General features: G+C 70.7%; 12 protein-coding genes. 5 read left to right on the forward strand and 7 right to left on the reverse strand.

Translation table 11 applies throughout. The annotated features are described in order from the left end of the window. Nucleotides 1-119 precede the first annotated feature (119 nt). From V8Z80_RS11665 to V8Z80_RS11680, 4 genes are all read left to right on the forward strand, one after another. Nucleotides 120-1163, forward strand: a complete 1044-nt coding sequence (locus V8Z80_RS11665; protein ID WP_155193058.1) for an aminoglycoside phosphotransferase family protein — start codon at nucleotides 120-122, stop codon at nucleotides 1161-1163. Beyond that, nucleotides 1163-1867 carry an N-acetylmuramate alpha-1-phosphate uridylyltransferase MurU gene (gene murU, locus V8Z80_RS11670; RefSeq protein WP_155193060.1) on the forward strand — a complete coding sequence of 235 codons (705 nt, stop codon included), beginning with the start codon at nucleotides 1163-1165 and terminating at the stop codon, nucleotides 1865-1867. Before V8Z80_RS11665 ends, murU begins: the two co-directional genes overlap by 1 nt. A gap of 149 nt (nucleotides 1868-2016) precedes the next feature. Further along, nucleotides 2017-2718, forward strand: a complete 702-nt coding sequence (locus V8Z80_RS11675; protein ID WP_155193199.1) for a DUF6776 family protein — start codon at nucleotides 2017-2019, stop codon at nucleotides 2716-2718. Nucleotides 2719-2734: 16 nt separating this feature from the next. Next, on the forward strand, nucleotides 2735-4651 hold the full coding sequence (locus V8Z80_RS11680; RefSeq protein WP_336062076.1) for an alpha/beta hydrolase family protein: 1917 nt from the start codon (nucleotides 2735-2737) through the stop codon (nucleotides 4649-4651). A 77-nt stretch (nucleotides 4652-4728) separates the two neighbouring features. Here the strand turns inward: V8Z80_RS11680 and V8Z80_RS11685 are convergent, their stop codons facing one another. From V8Z80_RS11685 to coxB, 3 genes are read right to left on the reverse strand one after another with little or no spacing between them, the layout of a single operon-like run. Next, nucleotides 4729-5112, reverse strand: a complete 384-nt coding sequence (locus tag V8Z80_RS11685) for a hypothetical protein (RefSeq protein ID WP_155193070.1) — start codon at nucleotides 5110-5112, stop codon at nucleotides 4729-4731. Beyond that, complete coding sequence (gene ctaD, locus V8Z80_RS11690; protein WP_155193072.1) at nucleotides 5109-7655, reverse strand: cytochrome c oxidase subunit I; 2547 nt, start codon at nucleotides 7653-7655, stop codon at nucleotides 5109-5111. Before ctaD ends, V8Z80_RS11685 begins: the two co-directional genes overlap by 4 nt. Then, on the reverse strand, nucleotides 7652-8365 hold the full coding sequence (gene coxB, locus V8Z80_RS11695) for a cytochrome c oxidase subunit II (protein ID WP_336062077.1): 714 nt from the start codon (nucleotides 8363-8365) through the stop codon (nucleotides 7652-7654). Before coxB ends, ctaD begins: the two co-directional genes overlap by 4 nt. 69 nt (nucleotides 8366-8434) lie before the next feature. Here coxB and V8Z80_RS11700 point away from each other — a divergent pair, with 69 nt between their 5' ends. Next, nucleotides 8435-8926, forward strand: a complete 492-nt coding sequence (locus tag V8Z80_RS11700) for a DUF2231 domain-containing protein (RefSeq protein ID WP_155193075.1) — start codon at nucleotides 8435-8437, stop codon at nucleotides 8924-8926. 8 nt (nucleotides 8927-8934) lie between these two features. Here the strand turns inward: V8Z80_RS11700 and V8Z80_RS11705 are convergent, their stop codons facing one another. From V8Z80_RS11705 to V8Z80_RS11720, 4 genes are all read right to left on the reverse strand, one after another. Further along, nucleotides 8935-9375: a CopD family protein gene (locus V8Z80_RS11705; protein WP_336062078.1), complete on the reverse strand. Its 441-nt coding sequence runs from the start codon at nucleotides 9373-9375 to the stop codon at nucleotides 8935-8937. 297 nt (nucleotides 9376-9672) lie between these two features. After that, entirely contained in the window at nucleotides 9673-11142 is a 1470-nt protein-coding gene (locus V8Z80_RS11710; protein ID WP_336062079.1) for an efflux transporter outer membrane subunit, read from the reverse strand. Further along, complete coding sequence (locus V8Z80_RS11715) at nucleotides 11135-14320, reverse strand: efflux RND transporter permease subunit (protein ID WP_336062080.1); 3186 nt, start codon at nucleotides 14318-14320, stop codon at nucleotides 11135-11137. Before V8Z80_RS11715 ends, V8Z80_RS11710 begins: the two co-directional genes overlap by 8 nt. Then, nucleotides 14317-15522, reverse strand: coding sequence for an efflux RND transporter periplasmic adaptor subunit (locus V8Z80_RS11720; RefSeq protein ID WP_442951970.1), 1206 nt, complete (start codon nucleotides 15520-15522; stop codon nucleotides 14317-14319). The genes V8Z80_RS11715 and V8Z80_RS11720 overlap by 4 nt, the downstream gene beginning before the upstream one ends. Between the last annotated feature and the right edge of the window lie 160 nt (nucleotides 15523-15682).

Below are 15682 nucleotides of genomic sequence, written 5' to 3' on the forward strand. Positions count from 1 at the left end.
CGCATAGCGCGCCTGCGTGGCCCGTCGGCGACCCGGTATTATAGATAAGCCCGCTGGCCGCGGGTTCGGCAGGCGCCGGGCGCGGCCGCGCTTACTGTATCTCGCCACGGACATCTCCCTTGGATTCTCGACCCACCGATACCCGGCTTGCCTTGCTGCGCCAATGGCTGGCCGGCCTGCCCGCCGACCTGGGCCTGGACATCGACAGCCTGCGCCCGGCTTCGGCCGATGCCAGCTTCCGGCGCTATTTCCGGCTCGACTCGGCCGGCGGCACCCGCATCGTCATGGACGCGCCGCCGCCCAACGAGGACTGCCGCCCCTTCGTTCACGTCTGCGACCTGCTGCGGCAGACCGGCATCAACGTGCCGCGCATCCTGGCGCAGGACCTGCAGGCCGGCCTGCTGCTGCTGACCGACCTGGGCGAGCAGACCTACTACCAGGCCATCCAGGACGGCCTGTCCGACGCCCAGCTGCAGTCGCTCTACCGCGACGCGCTCGATACGCTGGCGGCCTTGCAGCGCGCGCCCACCACGGGCCTGCCGGCCTACGACGCCGCGCGCCTGCGCGCCGAGCTCGACCTGTTCGGGCAATGGTACGCCGAACGCCATTGCCGGATGCCGCTGGACGAGGCGGCGCGCCGCACGCTGGACCAGGCCTTCGCCACATTGGTGGCGCACAATGCCGCACAGCCCACGGTGCTGGTGCACCGCGACTTCCATTCGCCCAACCTGATGCGCAGCACCCGGCCGGCGCACGGCCCCAACCCCGGGGTGCTCGATTTCCAGGATGCGCTGGCCGGGCCGGTCAGCTACGACCTGGCCTCGCTGGTCACCGATGCGCGCACCACCTGGGAAGAGCCGCAGCAGCTGGACTGGGCGATACGCTACTGGGAACGCGCCAAGGCCGCCGGCCTGCCGGTGCCGGCCGATTTCGCAGACTTCCATCGCGACTACGAGTGGATGAGCCTGCAGCGCAACCTGCGCATCCTGGGCGTGTTCGCGCGCCTGAACCACCGCGACGGCAAGGCCGCCTACCTGCAGCACCTGCCGCGCGTGAACGCCTACGTGCGCCAGGTGGCCGGGCGCTACCGCCCTTTCCTGCCGCTGATCCGCCTGCTGGACAAGCTGGACGGCCGCGCCGCCACGGTGGGCTACACCTTCTGATGAAAGCCATGATCCTGGCCGCCGGCCGCGGCGAGCGCATGCGGCCGCTGACCGACCGCCATCCCAAGCCCCTGCTGCCGGTCGGCGGCAAGCCGCTGATCGCCTGGCACCTGGAGCGCCTGGCGCGCGCCGGCATCGGCGAAGTGGTGGTCAACAACGCTTGGCTGGGCGCGCAGATCGAGCAGGCGCTGGGCGACGGCTCGGCCTGGGGGCTGGCCATCCGCCATTCGCCCGAGGGCCAGGCGCTGGAGACCGCCGGCGGCATCCGCCAGGCGCTGCCCTGGCTGGGAGATGCGCCCTTCCTGGTGGTCAATGGCGACGTCTGGTGCGACTGGGACATCGCCCAGGCGCAAGCGGCGCTGCCCGCCATCCAGGCCGGGGCGCAGGCCTGGCTGCTGCTGGTGGACAACCCGCCTCACCATCCCCGCGGCGATTTCCGGCTGCTGGCCGACGGCACGGTGTGCGACAGGCGGGACGAGGACGGCGATGCCCTGACGTTCTCGGGCATCGGCCTGTATGCGCCTTCGCTGTTTTCCGGCCTGGCGCCGGGCCAGCCGGCCGCGCTGGCGCCGCTGCTGCGCCAGGCCATGGCGCGCGGGACGGTGCGCGGCGCGCGCCATGCCGGGCGCTGGGTGGACGTCGGCACGCCGCAGCGGCTGCACGAACTGGACGCGGCCCTGCGGGCGGACGATATGCCTTCGTGAACGAATGTGTCGCGGTGCGATCGAAAGCAACCAAGGTTTTCCCTTGAGCGGCCCGTCGCCTCGACGCGTTATTCTTCTCAGATTTTGGTTCATGGCGCAGCAGCCCGTCCGGCCTGCGCCCTCGTTGCAAGGAATCACTGCCCATGGGGATGTTCGGATCATCCAAGCGGCCTGTCTTCAAGCCCTCCGTCTATGAAACCAGCCGGCGGCGCCGGCGCATGCCGCGCTGGCTGATGCTGCTGCTGCTGGGAGTGGTGCTGGGCGCCGGCGGCCTGCTCTTCGTGCAGACCAGCTACGGCCCGCAGCGCCTGACCGTGCTGGAATCGCAGCAGCTGACCAACGAGGTCAACAGCGGCAACCTCGAACGCCAGCGCCTGCAGGCCCGGCTCGAAGAAAGCACCCACGCCATCCAGACCCTGAAGGCGCAGAACGAAAAGCTCGCCAGCGAGCTGGCGGCCGCGCAAACCGCGGTAGCCCCGCTGCAGCAGGAGCTGGCCCTGTTCGCCGATGCCATGCCGCCGGATCCGCGCGGCGGCAATATCGGCGTGAGCTCGGCCTCGTTCACGCGCGAGGGCGACCAGCTGCGCTATCACGTGCTGCTGCTGCGCGAGGAGCATGGCGGCCCCGAGTTCAAGGGCCAGATGATCTTTGCCGTGGAAGGCCGCTATCCCAACGGGCGCACCGCCACCATCGAGCTCGATCCCCTTGCGGTCTCGTTCGACCGCTACCAGCACCTGACCGGCAGCCTGCCCATGCCCGACGGCCTGTCCGCCCGCCGCGTGACGGTGCGCGTGCTCGATGCCGAGAACAACCGCCAGCAAGCCATGCGCATCCTGATCGTGCGCGGCTGAAGGAACGCCCATCCCCATGAACCCCACGCTCAAACCATCGCGGCTGGCCGGCCTGCTGTGCACGGCCGCCTTCGGCGCCGCCCAGGCCGCCGGCGCGCCGCAGTTCCCGGTCGAGGATTTCTTCGCCAATCCGCAGCAAGGCTACTTCCAGCTGGCCGACGATGGCAGCACGCTCAGCTTCATGCAGCCGGTGGGCGTGGACGGGCAGCCGCCGCGCATGAACATCCACGTGCAGGCCCTGGAAGGCAGCGAGCCGGTCGGCCCGGTGCGGCGCATCACCGCCGAAACCGCGCGCGACATCGGCGGCTATTTCTGGAAGGGCTCGGACACCGTGCTCTATGCCAAGGATTTTGGCGGCGACGAGAATTTCCACGTGCTGGCGGTCAACGTGAAGACGGGCCAGGTCACCGACCTGACGCCCTTCGAGAACGTGCGGGCGATGATCACCGACGACCTGCAGGACGACCCCGACCACGTGCTGATCAGCCACAACCAGCGCGACCCGCAGGTCTTTGACGTCTACCGCGTAAACGTGCGCAGCGGCCAGTCCCAGCGCGTGGCGCAGAACCCGGGCAACATCATCGGCTGGCAGACCGACCACCAGGGCCGCGTGTGCGTGGCGCTGGCCTCGCAAGGCCTGGAGACGGTGCTGCTCTACCGCGACAACGAGGACGAGCCGTTCCGCCCCCTGCTGACCACCGACTACAAGACCCAGGTGGCGCCGGCGCTGTTTACCTTCGACGACCGCCGCCTGTACGCGCTGAGCAACCGCGGGCGCGACAAGCTGGCGCTGGTCGAGCTGGACCCGGCCCGGCCCCAGGAAGAAAAGGTGCTTTACGAGCACCCCGAGGTCGACCTGGACGGCGTGGCCTATTCGCGGCTGCGCAAGGTGCTGACCGAGGTTTCGTTCCAGACCGACAAGCCGGGGCGCCATTTCTTCGACGAGCAGGCCCGCGCGCTGCACGGCAGGATCGCCGCCAGGCTGCCCGGCTACGAATTCAGCCTGCAAAGCCAGACACGCGCCGAGGACAAGTTCATCGTCGCCGCCTACAACGACCGCACCCCCGGGGCACGCTACCTGTACGACGCGGCCGCCGACACGCTGCACAAGCTGGCCGAGATCAATCCCAAGCTGCCCGAGGCGCAGATGGCGCACACGCGCCCGGTCTCGCTGCAAAGCCGCGACGGCCTGACGCTGCATGGCTACCTGACCCTGCCGCCCGGGCGCGAGCCGCGCCAGCTGGCCTGCGTGGTCAATCCGCACGGCGGCCCGTGGGCGCGCGACAGCTGGGGCTACAACCCCGAGGCGCAGTTCCTGGCCAACCGCGGCTTCTGCGTGCTGCAGCTGAACTTCCGCGGCTCGACCGGCTACGGCCGGGCCTTCTGGGAAGCCGGCTTCGGGCAATGGGGCCTGGCCATGCAGGACGACATCACCGACGGCGTGCATTGGCTCATCGAGCAGGGCATTGCCGACCCCAAGCGCATCGGCATCTATGGCGGCAGCTACGGCGGCTACGCCACCCTGGCCGGCATCGCCTTCACGCCCGACCTGTACGCAGCGGCCGTGGACTACGTGGGGGTGTCCAACCTATTCACCTTCATGAACACCATCCCGCCCTACTGGGCGCCCATCCTGCCCAAGTTCCACGAGATGGTCGGCCACCCCGAGCGCGACAAGGAGCGCCTGGCCGCCACTTCGCCGGCGCTGCACGTGGACCGCATCAAGACGCCGCTGTTCATCGCCCAGGGCGCGCGCGACCCGCGCGTGAACAAGGCCGAAAGCGACCAAGTGGTGCAGGCGCTGCGCGAGCGCGGCGTCCAGGTGCAATACATGGTCAAGGACAACGAAGGCCACGGCTTTCACAACGACGAGAACAAGTTCGAGTTCTACCGGGCCATGGAGCAGTTCCTGGTCGAGCACCTCAAGCCCTAAGGCCGGCCGGCGCGCGGCTGCCACCGCACCGCGGCAGTTTCCATGCGCGCCGCCACGGCCGGGTCCGGGCCGGCCCCTTACGCGCAAGCCGGCAGGACCATCACCGGAAAGCCGGTCCAGATCAATGCGAGCAAGGCCGAGCCGTGCAGCAGCAGGGTCAGGCGGCTGGCGAAACGGGCGTCGGCCTGCCCCTTGCGCTGGGCCTGCCAGCGCCGCCAGGCCCGGGCGATCAGCCAGGCCAGCCAGGCCGCGTGCGCCAGCCACAAGGCCGTCAACACCACCGACAAGGCCGGCAGGCCCAGCCAGCTGGCGTGGGCGATGGGCAGGCGGCAGCCCAGCGACAGGCCTGCGTACAGCACCACGAAGCCCAGGGCCCAGACGATCAGGCCAAGATTGCTCATGAGCAGCGCGTGGGCGCCCGCGCCGCGCCGATCGGGCCGAGGCGGCTGGCCGGGCTTCATGGCAGCATCTCCAGCGGCACGTAGGTGGCGCCCAGCACCAGCACCGCGGCCACCGCGGTATAACCGCACCACAGCGCCCAGACGCGCGGCTCCAGGCGGCGCTGCGCCGACACATAGCCGGCGCGCGCGCGCAGCGCCACGAAGGCGCCCATCAGCGCGGCGGCGAAGGTGTGCACGGCCAGGTAGGCCGCCATCACGTTGACCACCGCGCCGTACGCGTGCTCGGTGGGGTCGGGATAGGCGGTCCTGGCCAGCGCCAGCAACAGGCCGGTGGCCAGCGCCGCGCTGGCCGCGCCCGCGCCCGCCCACCCGGTGCAGGCCCGGGGCAGCCCGGCCACCGCCGGCGCGCGCGCCCGCCAGGCGGCGAACGCGGCGGCGGCGGCGGCCAGCACCGCGCACCAGGCCAGCCAGCCGCCGGACTCGATATAGGCGGGCGGCGGCCAGCCGGGCGCGATGGTCCAGAGAAAGCCATAGCCGAACAGCAGCGAGGCCAGCAGGGTGCCGTCGGCCAGCAGCGCAAAGACGGTGCCGCGCCAGCCGGGGGCGGTCGGGCTGACATGATGGGTATTGAGCACCAGTCCCATGCCCACCTCGCGCGGCGCGGGATCGTGCCGCAGACCGCTTTGCCAGGCCCATGCCCAGAACACCGCCAGCGCGGCCGCCGCGCCGGCCAGCGCAAGCGCATAGAGCTTGAACAGCACGCACAGGAAGAACACGGCGGTGGCCAGCGCCGCGCACAAGGGCAGCCAGCTGTTGCCCGGCACCACCACCACGTGGATGGGCTGGCCGCCCATCAGGCTGACCGCCAGGGTTTCGCGCTGCGTGCCGTTGGGCTCGGACAGGTAGCCGCGCCCGGCCGCCAGCTCGCCGCCCAGCCCCGGCGTATCCCAGAGCGGCTCGCGGCCATGCACGTGGGCCTGGCTGCCGAAGTTGTAGGTCGTGGCCGGGATGGGCATCGCCCACTCCAGGGTGCCCGCCCCCCAGGGGTCGCGCCCGGCGCGCCTGCCCTGGCGGGCATGCAGCAACAGGTCCATCAGCAGCAGGCCCACGCCGATGGCCATGACGAAGCCGCCCACCGAGGAAATCAGGTTCCACAGGTCCCAGCCCAGCTCGCCCGGATAGGTGTACACGCGGCGCGGCATGCCCAGCAGGCCGGTCAGGTGCATGACCAGGAAGGCGACGTTAAAGCCGATGAAGATCAGCCAGAACGCCCACTTGCCCAGCAGCTCGGACGGCATGCGGCCGGTAAAGTGCGGCATCCAGTGGTAGATCGCCGCGATCACCGGAAAGACCATGCCGCCCACCAGCACGTAGTGCAGGTGCGCCACCACGAAATGCGTATCGTGCACCTGCCAGTTGAAGGGCACGAAGGCCAGCATCACCCCGGTCAGCCCGCCGGCCACGAAGATGAACAGGAACCCTGCCAGGTACAGCATGGGCAGGCGGAACACGGGCCGGCCGGCCCACAGCGTGGCGATCCAGGCGAAGAACTGCACGCCGGTGGGCACGGCCACCAGCATGCTGGCCGCCGAAAAGAACGCCAGGGCCAGGTGCGGGATGCCCACGGTGAACATATGGTGCACCCACAGCCCGAAGCTCAAAAAGCCGATCACCACGACGCTGCCCACCAGCCATTCGTAGCCCAGCAGCGGGCGGCGGGCGAACACAGGCACCATGGTCGAGACCAGGCCGGCGGCCGGCAGGAAAATGATGTAGACCTCGGGATGGCCGAACATCCAGAACAGGTGCTGCCACAGCAGCGGATCGCCGCCCTTGGCCACTTCGAAGAAGGGCCAGCCGAAGGCGCGCTCGATCTCCAGCAGGATGCTGCCCAGGATCAGCGGCGGAAAGCCCACCAGGATCATCATCGCGGTCACCAGGATGTACCAGGCGAAGATCGGCATGCGGGCGATGCCCATGCCGGCGGTGCGCTGCGACAGGATGGTGACCACCAGCTCGACCGCGCCGCAGATGGCCGATATCTCGGCGAAGGTCACGCCGATCAGCCACACGTCCGCGTTGATGCCGGGCGTATAGGTGGCGCCCGACAGGGGCGTATACATGAACCAGCCGCTATCGGGCGCCACCCCCGCCGCCATGCCGCCCAGCAGGATCAGCCCGCCGAACAGGTAGCACCAATAGGCATACACGCCCAGGCGCGGATAGGCCAGGTCGCGCGCGCCCAGGATCTTGGGCAGCAGGTACAAGGCCAGGCCCTCCAGCATGGGGATGGCGAACAGGAACATCATCACCGTGCCGTGCATGGTGAAGACCTGGTTGTACAGGCCCGCGTCCAGGAAGGCGGCATCGGACGTGGCCAGCTGCGCGCGGATCAGCATGGCCAGCACGCCGCCCACCAGGAAGAACAGCAGCGCCGTGGCCATGAAGCGCGCGCCGATGTCGCTGTGGTTGACGTTGGACAGCCGGCGCCACCCCGGCGGGCAGCCCCAGATCTGCGCCAGCCGGCGGTGGCGCGCCAGGGCGGACAGGCGCGCGGCGCCGTGGCCGGCGCGCGCGGGCGGGGCGCTGGGCGGCACGCTCATCGGCCGCCCCCCTGCGGGGCCCGGGACAGCTGCCCCAGTTGCGCCTGCAAGGCCTGCGGCTCGTGCGCGTGCACCTGCATGCGCATCCGGGCATGGGCCAGGCCGCAGAACTCGGCGCAGATGCCTTCGTACGCGCCGGGCTGATCGGCCTGCAGCCGCACCACGTTGACGCGGCCGGGTATGGCGTCGATCTTGCCGCCCAGCCGCGGCACCCAGAAGCTGTGGATGACGTCGGCCGAGCTCACGTGCACGTCCACCGGCTGGCCCACCGGGATGTGCAGCACGTTGACCGACGCGCGCGGCGGGCCCTCGGCCTCGGCCTCGGGATAGAAGACGTCCCACTGCCACTGGCGGGCCAGCACGTCCACCCGGTAGACGGGCTGGCCGGCATGGCCCGCGGCCGGCAGCAGGCCATGCCCCATCGCCAGGCCGTAGCCCAGCAGCAGCATCAATACCGCCAGCGGAAAGACCACGCCGCCGGCCAGGATCAGGCGGCGGCCGGCCTGCTCCGGCAGCGCGCCGGACTTGCGCCACACCGCATAGGCCGCCAGCAGCGTGACGCCCAGCAGGATGACCGCCGCGCCCGCGGCCATCAGCCACCAGGCCCGCGCGATCGACTCGGCGGCCGGACCTGCCGGCTCCAGCGCCGACAGCGGTTCGCCGCCACAGGCCGCCAGCAGCAGCGCGGCCAGCGGCGCGGCGGTTTGCAACCGGAAACGGCTTGCGCGCCCCCCTGCATGGTAAGTTGGGCCGCACATCGACCCTCGCCGCCCCGCACCATGGAATCGCTTCGCCATGCCCCGCCCAAGGGCACCCACACCCAGGTCCACATCGCGCGCCATCCCATGCACCCGATGCTGGTCACCTTTCCCATCGCCTTCCTGCTCGGCGCGCTGGCCAGCGATGCCGCCTACTGGTTCCTGCAGGACGGCTTCTGGGCGCGCGCCTCGCTGTGGCTGGTGGGCGCCGGCACCGTCATGGGCATACTGGCCGGCATCGCCGGCACGGTCGAGCTGCTGGCCGTGGCCGGCATACGGCGCCGCGCGGTCAGCTGGAGCCATTTCGTGGCGGCCGTCATGCTGCTGGCCGTCGGCTTCATCAACTGGGTGCTGCGATTGCCGCACGGCGAACCCACGGTCACGCTGCTGAACCTCTACCTGTCGGCCCTGGGCGCCGGCCTGGTGGCCATCGCGGGCTGGCTGGGGGGCAAGCTGGTGTTCGAACATCAGGTCGGGATCCACGAAGAAGAAGAGGAAGAAGAACTGGTCTGAAAGGCCGCTCATGCCCCCCGCGCCGCAAGCAGGCCGAAAGCGGGCTTGGCCATCACCAGCCAGACCACCAGCGGCACCAGCACCGCCGGCACGACCAGCAAGGTCAGGCGCAGCCTGACACGCTTGAGCCGCGGCTCGTTATCGAGCCGCTCGACCAGATGGCCGCAGTACAGGTGAAACAGCACCATGGCCCCCACCGCCGTGAGCTTTAAGGCCAGCCATTCGCCGGTCACGCCGGTCATGGCCACCAGCGCCGTGCCCGAAATGATGGCCAGCACCGCGGCCGGCGAGGCGATCACCACGAAGGTCATGCGCGTCATCACATGCAGGCGCAGCGTCTCGCGGCGGCCGCGCACGTGCCGCAAGCTGGCGAACAGCCCGGGCAGGTAGAACAGCCCGGCGCTCCAGATCACCAGGGTCGCGATGTGTAGGGCTTTGAGCCAAGCCAAGGTCACTCCGATGCAGGCCAGGTGCCGGAACGGCACGGACAAGGGCAAAAAAGCGGCCGCGCCGGGCCGCCCGCGGGACACGGTCCACTATAAGGGGCCGGACCGCGCGCACATGTACCAGGCGCCTGTCGGAACGCGGGATTGTGTTACCTAAGTTTTCGGCCCGCGCACGGGCCGATCGGGCAGCGCAGGCGCCATCCAGTGACGATTGGTTGCCGCTTGATGACGCCGCCGGCCTGCGGCCTGCCCGGCGCCGCAAGCGCGCCCGCGTGCGCGGGGCGGCTTGCGGGATGCAGGCTAGCGCCGGGCCAGCGCCGCGCCCTGGGGCTCGGGCAGGGCCTGCGGCCAGCCGCCGGCCAGCGCGCGATAGACGGCCACCAGCGCGGTGGCGCGCCGGGCGGCGCTGCGCGCCAGCAAGTCCTCGGCCTCCAGGCGGGCGCGCTCGGCCGAGAGCACGTCCAGCACGCTGATCACGCCGCCGTCGAACTGCACGCGCGCGGTGCGGGCCGCGCGGCGGCTGGCCTGGGCGGCCTGCAGCAAGGAGGCGTTCTCGGTCTGCGCGCGGGCCAGGCGCTCGAGCGCGTTCTCGGTTTCTTCCATGGCGCGCAGCACGGTCTGCTCGTAGGCCGCCAGGTCGGCGGCCGCGGCCGAATTGGCCGCGGCGATGCGCGCGCGCACCCTGCCCACGTCCAGGAAAGAGCCGCCCACGCCCAGCGAGATCATGCGGGTTTCGCTATCGCGCTCGAACAGCGCGCCCAGGCCCAGGGCCTGGGTGCCGATCAGCCCGCCCAGCGTAAAGCGGGGGAACAGGTCGGCGGTGGCCACGCCGATGCGGGCGGTGGCCGCATGCAGCCGGCGCTCGGCCGCGGCGATGTCGGGACGGCGCCGCAGCAGCTCGCCGGGTGCGCCGGCATTGACCTGCGCGGCCACCTCGGGCAAGGGCGCGGCCTGGTCCAGCACCTGCGCCAGGGCCTGCGGCGTGCGGCCGGTCAGCACCGCGATGCGGTGCGCCGTGGCGGCGGCCTCGGCCTGCAGCGGTGGGATGCGCGCCTGCGTCAGCTCCCACTGGGTGCGGGCACGGTCGGCATCGAAGGCGGTGCCACGGCCGTTCTGCACCAGCGCGTCGATCAGGCGCAGCGTATCGGCCTGGTTGGCGGCGTTCTCGCGCGCCACGGCCAGCTGCGCCTGCAGGCCGCGCAGGCGGAAATAGGCATCGGCCAGTTCGGCGACGATGGCCACCTGCATGCCGGCCAGGTCGGCTTCGCTGGCCTGGACCTCGGCGCGCTGCGCCTCGACGGCGCGCCGCACCCGGCCGAAGAAGTCCAGCTCCCACACCGCCGACAGGCTGGCGCCGTGCAGCTCGGTATCGCGCTCGGCGCGCGTGGCCCCGGGCATCTGCGAGGCGCTGTTGCGCACGTCGCTGAGCTGGCCGCTGGCCGAGAGCGTCGGATAGCGATCCATGCCGGTCTCGCGCAGCAGCGCGCGGGCCTGCTCGTAGCGCGCCAGCGCGATGCGCACGTCGTGGTTGGCGCGCAGCGCGTCATCGACCAGCGATTCGAGCAGGGGATCGCCCAGCTCGCGCCAGAACTGCGCGTCGGCCTGCGGCACGGGCAAGGCCGCGGCCTGCGGGTCCTGGCGCACGTAGCGCTCGGCAGCCGGCGCGGCCGGGGCCTGGTAGTCGGGCCCCACGGCGCAGGCCGCCAGCAGCAGGGCAATCAAGGGCGCCAGCCGCCGGGCCGGCATGCGGGCAAGCAATGCATCAGACATGGGAATTCTCCAGCTGCGGCGAGGCCGGGGCCTGCGGCGCGCCGTCGCGGCTGCGCGCGCGCGTCGCCAGGCGCCGCAGCGCCACGTAGAACACGGGGGTCAGGAACAGGCCGAACAGCGTCACGCCCAGCATGCCGGCGAACACCGTCACGCCCATTACCTGGCGCACCTCGGCGCCGGCGCCCGAGCCCAGCATCAGGGGCACCACGCCGGCGATGAAGGCGATGGAGGTCATGATGATGGGGCGCAGGCGCAGCCGGCACGCCTCCAGCGCGGCTTCGATGGTGCTGCGGCCCTTGTCCTCCAGTTCGCGGGCGAACTCCACGATCAGGATGGCGTTCTTGCATGCCAGGCCCATCAGCACCACCAGCCCGATCTGCACGAAGATGTTGCTGTCGCCGCCATTGAGCCACACGCCGAACATGGCCGAGAGCATGCACATGGGCACGATCAGGATCACCGCCAGCGGCAGCGTCCAGCTTTCGTACAGGGCGGCCAGCACCAGGAAGACCAGCATCACCGCCAGCGGGAACACCACCAGCGCGGCATTGCCCTGGGTGACCTGCTGGTAGCTCAGGTCGGACCATTCCAGCTGCATGCCGTTGGGCAGCACCTGCGCGGCCGTGGCCTGCAGGATGCGCAGGGCCTCGGACGAGGAGACCTGGCGCGGGTCGGCCTCGCCGATCAGGTCGGCGGCCGGATAGCCGTTAAAGCGCACCACCGGGTCGGGCCCGTAGCTTTCCTTGAGCTGCACCATGCTGCCGATGGGCACCATCTGGCCTTCGGCATTGCGCGTGCGCAGCCTGCCCACGTCATCGACCGAGCTGCGGAACGGCGCATCGGCCTGCGCCATCACGCGGAAGGTGCGGCCAAAGGCGGTAAAGTCGTTGACGTAGGCCGAACCCAGGTAGACCTGCAGCGTCTCGAACAGGTCGGTCACCGCCACGCCCTGGGCCTTGGCCTTGACCCGGTCCACCTCGGCGTCGAACTGCGGCACGTTGGCCTGGTACGAGCTGATCGGGTACTGGAAGCCCGGCTGCTGCGAGATCGCCCCGGCCAGGGTGTTGGTGGCCGTCTGCAGGGCCCCGTAGCCCGCCCCGCTGCGGTCCTGCACGTAGAAGGAATAGCCCGAGCCGGTGCCCAGCCCCATGATGGGCGGGGGCATGATGGCAAAGGCCAGCCCATCCTGCTCCTGCGAGAAGCGGGCATTGAGCTCGGCGGCGATCTGCACGGCCGAGCGCGAACGCTCGCTGGCCGGCTCCAGGCCGAAGAACACCACCCCGCTGTTGGGCGTGTTGGTCAGCTGCAGCACGTTCAGGCCCGGGAAGGCCACCGCGTTCCTGACGCCCTCGGTTTGCAGCGCCACGTCGGTCACCCGCCGCACCAGGGCCTCGGTGCGTTCCAGCGAGGCGCCCTCGGGCAGCTTGAGCGCGCCGATCAGGTAAAGCTTGTCCTGGGTCGGGATGAAGCCACCGGGCACGGCCTTGAACAGCACGCCGGTGCCGGCCAGCAGCGCCATATACACCAGGAACACCGCGCCGCGCCGGCCCAGGATGCGCGCGATGGCGCCGCCGTAGCGTTCGCTGCTGCGCTGGAAGAAGCGGTTGAACGGCCGGAACAGCCAGCCCAGGCCGCGGTTGAGCACGCGCGTGGGCAGGTCGGGGGGGGCGCCGTGCGGGCGCAGCAGCAGCGCCGAGAGCGCCGGCGAGAGCGTCAGCGAATTGATGGCCGAGATCACCGTCGAGATGGCGATGGTCACGGCGAACTGCTTGTAGAACTGGCCGGTCACGCCCGAGAGGAAGGCCATGGGCACGAACACCGAGCACAGCACCAGCGCGATGGCGATGATGGGCCCGCTGACCTCGCGCATGGCCTGGTGCGCCGCGGCCAGCGGCGCCAGGCCTTCCTCGATGTTGCGCTCGACGTTCTCGACCACCACGATGGCGTCGTCCACCACGATGCCGATGGCCAGCACCAGCCCGAACAGCGTCAGGGTGTTGATGGAAAAGCCCAGCGCCAGCAGCACGGCGAAGGTGCCCACGATGGAGACGGGCACGGCCAGCAGCGGAATGATCGAGGCGCGCCAGGTCTGCAGGAACAGCACGACCACCAGCACCACCAGCAGCACGGCTTCCAGCAGCGTGGTGACCACCGCCTTGATGGAGTCGCGCACGAAGATGGTCGGGTCGTACTCCACCGACCACTGCACCCCCTCGGGGAAGCGCTGGGCCAACTCCTGCATCTTGGCGCGCACCTGGTTCGAGACCTCGATGGCGTTGGCGCCGGGCGCCTCGAAGATCGGGATGGCCACCGCCTGCTCGTTGTTCAGCAGCGCGCGCAGCGAATAGTCCGAGGCGCCCAGCTCCACCCTGGCCACGTCGCGCAGGCGCGTGACCTGGCCCTGCGGACCGGACTTGATGACGATCTCGCCGAACTCCTCCTCGGTGGCCAGCCGGCCCTTGGCGTTGATCGAGAGCAGGAAATCGCTGCCGGCCGGATTGGGCGGCGCGCCCAGCTGGCCCGCCGACACCTGCACGTTCTGCTCGCGCACGGCCGCCAGCACCTCGCCGGCGGTCATGCCCAGGGCGGCGATCTTGTCCGGATCGAGCCACAGTCGCATCGAGTAGTCGCCCGAGCCGAACAGCTGCGCATCGCCCACCCCGGGGATGCGGGCCAGCTCGTCGCGCACGTGCAGCACCGCATAGTTGCGCAGGTACAGCGCGTCGTAGCGGCCGTCGGGCGAGCGCAGCTGCACCACCAGCGTGATGTTGGGCGACTGCTTGGCCGTGGTCACGCCCTGGCGGCGCACCGCTTCGGGCAGGCGCGGCTCGGCCTGGGCGACGCGGTTCTGCACCTTGACGGCCGCCTCGTCCGGATCGGTGCCCGGCCGGAAGGTGACGGTCAGCACCAGCACGCCGTCGCTGCCGGCCACCGATTTCATGTAGAGCATGTCCTCGACGCCGGTGATGGACTGCTCGAGCGGCGCGGCCACCGTCTCGGCGATCTCGCGCGGGTTGGCGCCGGGATAGGTGGCGCGCACCTGCACGCTGGGCGGCACCACCTCGGGATACTCGCTGACCGGAAGCAAGGGAATGGAGATCAGGCCGACGACGAAGATGATGATGGAGAGCACGGCCGCAAAGATGGGCCGGTCCACGAAGAAGCGGGCGAAGTTCACGATGCCTCCGCAATGCGCGCGCCCGCGTCGGGCTGGGCGGCCATGCGCGGGGCTTGCTGCGGCGCCATCTCGACGATCTGCGCCTGCACCGGCATGCCGGGGAAGAACACCTTCTGGGTGCCGTTGACGATGACCTGCTCGCCCGGCGCCAGGCCCTGCTCGACGATGCGCAGGCCCTCGGCCTTGCGGCCCAGCGTCACGTCGCGGCGCTGCGCCCGGCCCTGCTCATCGACCACGTAGACGTACTTGCGGTCCTGGTCGGTCATCACCGCCCGGTCCTCGATCAAGAGCGCCTTGAAGCGGCCGCTGCCCTGCAGCCGCACGCGCGCATACAGCCCGGGCGTGAGCAGCCCGTCGGGATTGGCCAGCGTGGCGCGCGCGCGGATGGTGCCGGTGGCCGGATCGACGCGGTTGTCGATGAAGTCCACCCGGCCCGGGTGCGGATAGCCCTCCTCGCCGACCAGGCCCACGGCCACGGGCACCCCGCCATTGCGCTCGTCGGGCCGCTCGCCCCGGCGCGACATGGCCGCATAGCGCAGGTAGCTGAGTTCGTCGGCGTCGAAATGCACGTGGATGGGATCGATGGAGACCAGCGTGGTCAGCACGCTGGCCTGGCCGTCGGCCGTCACCAGGTTGCCCTCGGTGACCAACGCGCGGCCGGCCCGCCCGGTGATGGGCGCGCGCACCTGGGTAAAGCCCAGGTCCAGCTTGGCGCTGTCCACGGCGGCCTGGGCGAACAGCACGTCGGCCTGCGCCTGCTCGACGGCGGCGCGGCGCTGCTCCAGCTCCTCGGTGGAGATGGCCTGCAGCGAAGCCAGCTTGGCCGCGCGGGCCGCCTCGCTGCGGGCCAGGGCCGCACGGGTGCGCGCGCGCGCCAGGTCGGCCTGGGCCCGCGCCAGCGCGGCGCGATAGCTGCGCGCGTCGATCTCGAACAGCACATCGCCTTCGCGCACCAGCTGGCCTTCGCGGTAGTTGACCTTCTCGATGTAGCCGCTGACGCGCGGGCGCAGGGCCACGCTTTGCACGGCCTCGATGCGGCCATGGAAATCGTCCCACTGGACGATCTCGCGTTCGATCACGGCGGCGGCGCTGACCTGCGGCGCGGGCGGCGGCCCGGCATCATCGGCCGCCTCGCTGCGGCAGCCGGCGGCGGTCAGTACCGCCGCGGCCAGCAGCAGCGGGACGATGCCGCGGCGCAACATGGCCTGGGTACGGGAAGAGAAAGCAATCTGCATGGCTTGACTCGCTGGAAAACGGGAAACCCGGCGGGGCGCCGCCGCCGCAGGCGGCAGCCCGTCGCCCCGGGCCGGGCTACAGGACTCGCTTGATTTTCATAGCAAACGCTATGAATATGGGCGAACT

It is taken from the genome of Orrella sp. JC864 (assembly GCF_037026685.1).
Lineage (GTDB): Bacteria > Pseudomonadota > Gammaproteobacteria > Burkholderiales > Burkholderiaceae_B > Orrella.

Coding starts and splice junctions, on each gene's coding strand:
- murU (WP_155193060.1), top strand. CDS start 1,163: ATGAAAGCCATGATCCTGGCCGCCGGCCGCGGCGAGCGCATGCGGCCG.
- V8Z80_RS11675 (WP_155193199.1), top strand. CDS start 2,017: ATGTTCGGATCATCCAAGCGGCCTGTCTTCAAGCCCTCCGTCTATGAA.
- V8Z80_RS11680 (WP_336062076.1), top strand. CDS start 2,735: ATGAACCCCACGCTCAAACCATCGCGGCTGGCCGGCCTGCTGTGCACG.
- V8Z80_RS11685 (WP_155193070.1), bottom strand. CDS start 5,112: ATGAAGCCCGGCCAGCCGCCTCGGCCCGATCGGCGCGGCGCGGGCGCC.
- ctaD (WP_155193072.1), bottom strand. CDS start 7,655: ATGAGCGTGCCGCCCAGCGCCCCGCCCGCGCGCGCCGGCCACGGCGCC.
- V8Z80_RS11700 (WP_155193075.1), top strand. CDS start 8,435: ATGGAATCGCTTCGCCATGCCCCGCCCAAGGGCACCCACACCCAGGTC.
- V8Z80_RS11710 (WP_336062079.1), bottom strand. CDS start 11,142: ATGTCTGATGCATTGCTTGCCCGCATGCCGGCCCGGCGGCTGGCGCCC.
- V8Z80_RS11720 (WP_442951970.1), bottom strand. CDS start 15,522: ATGTTGCGCCGCGGCATCGTCCCGCTGCTGCTGGCCGCGGCGGTACTG.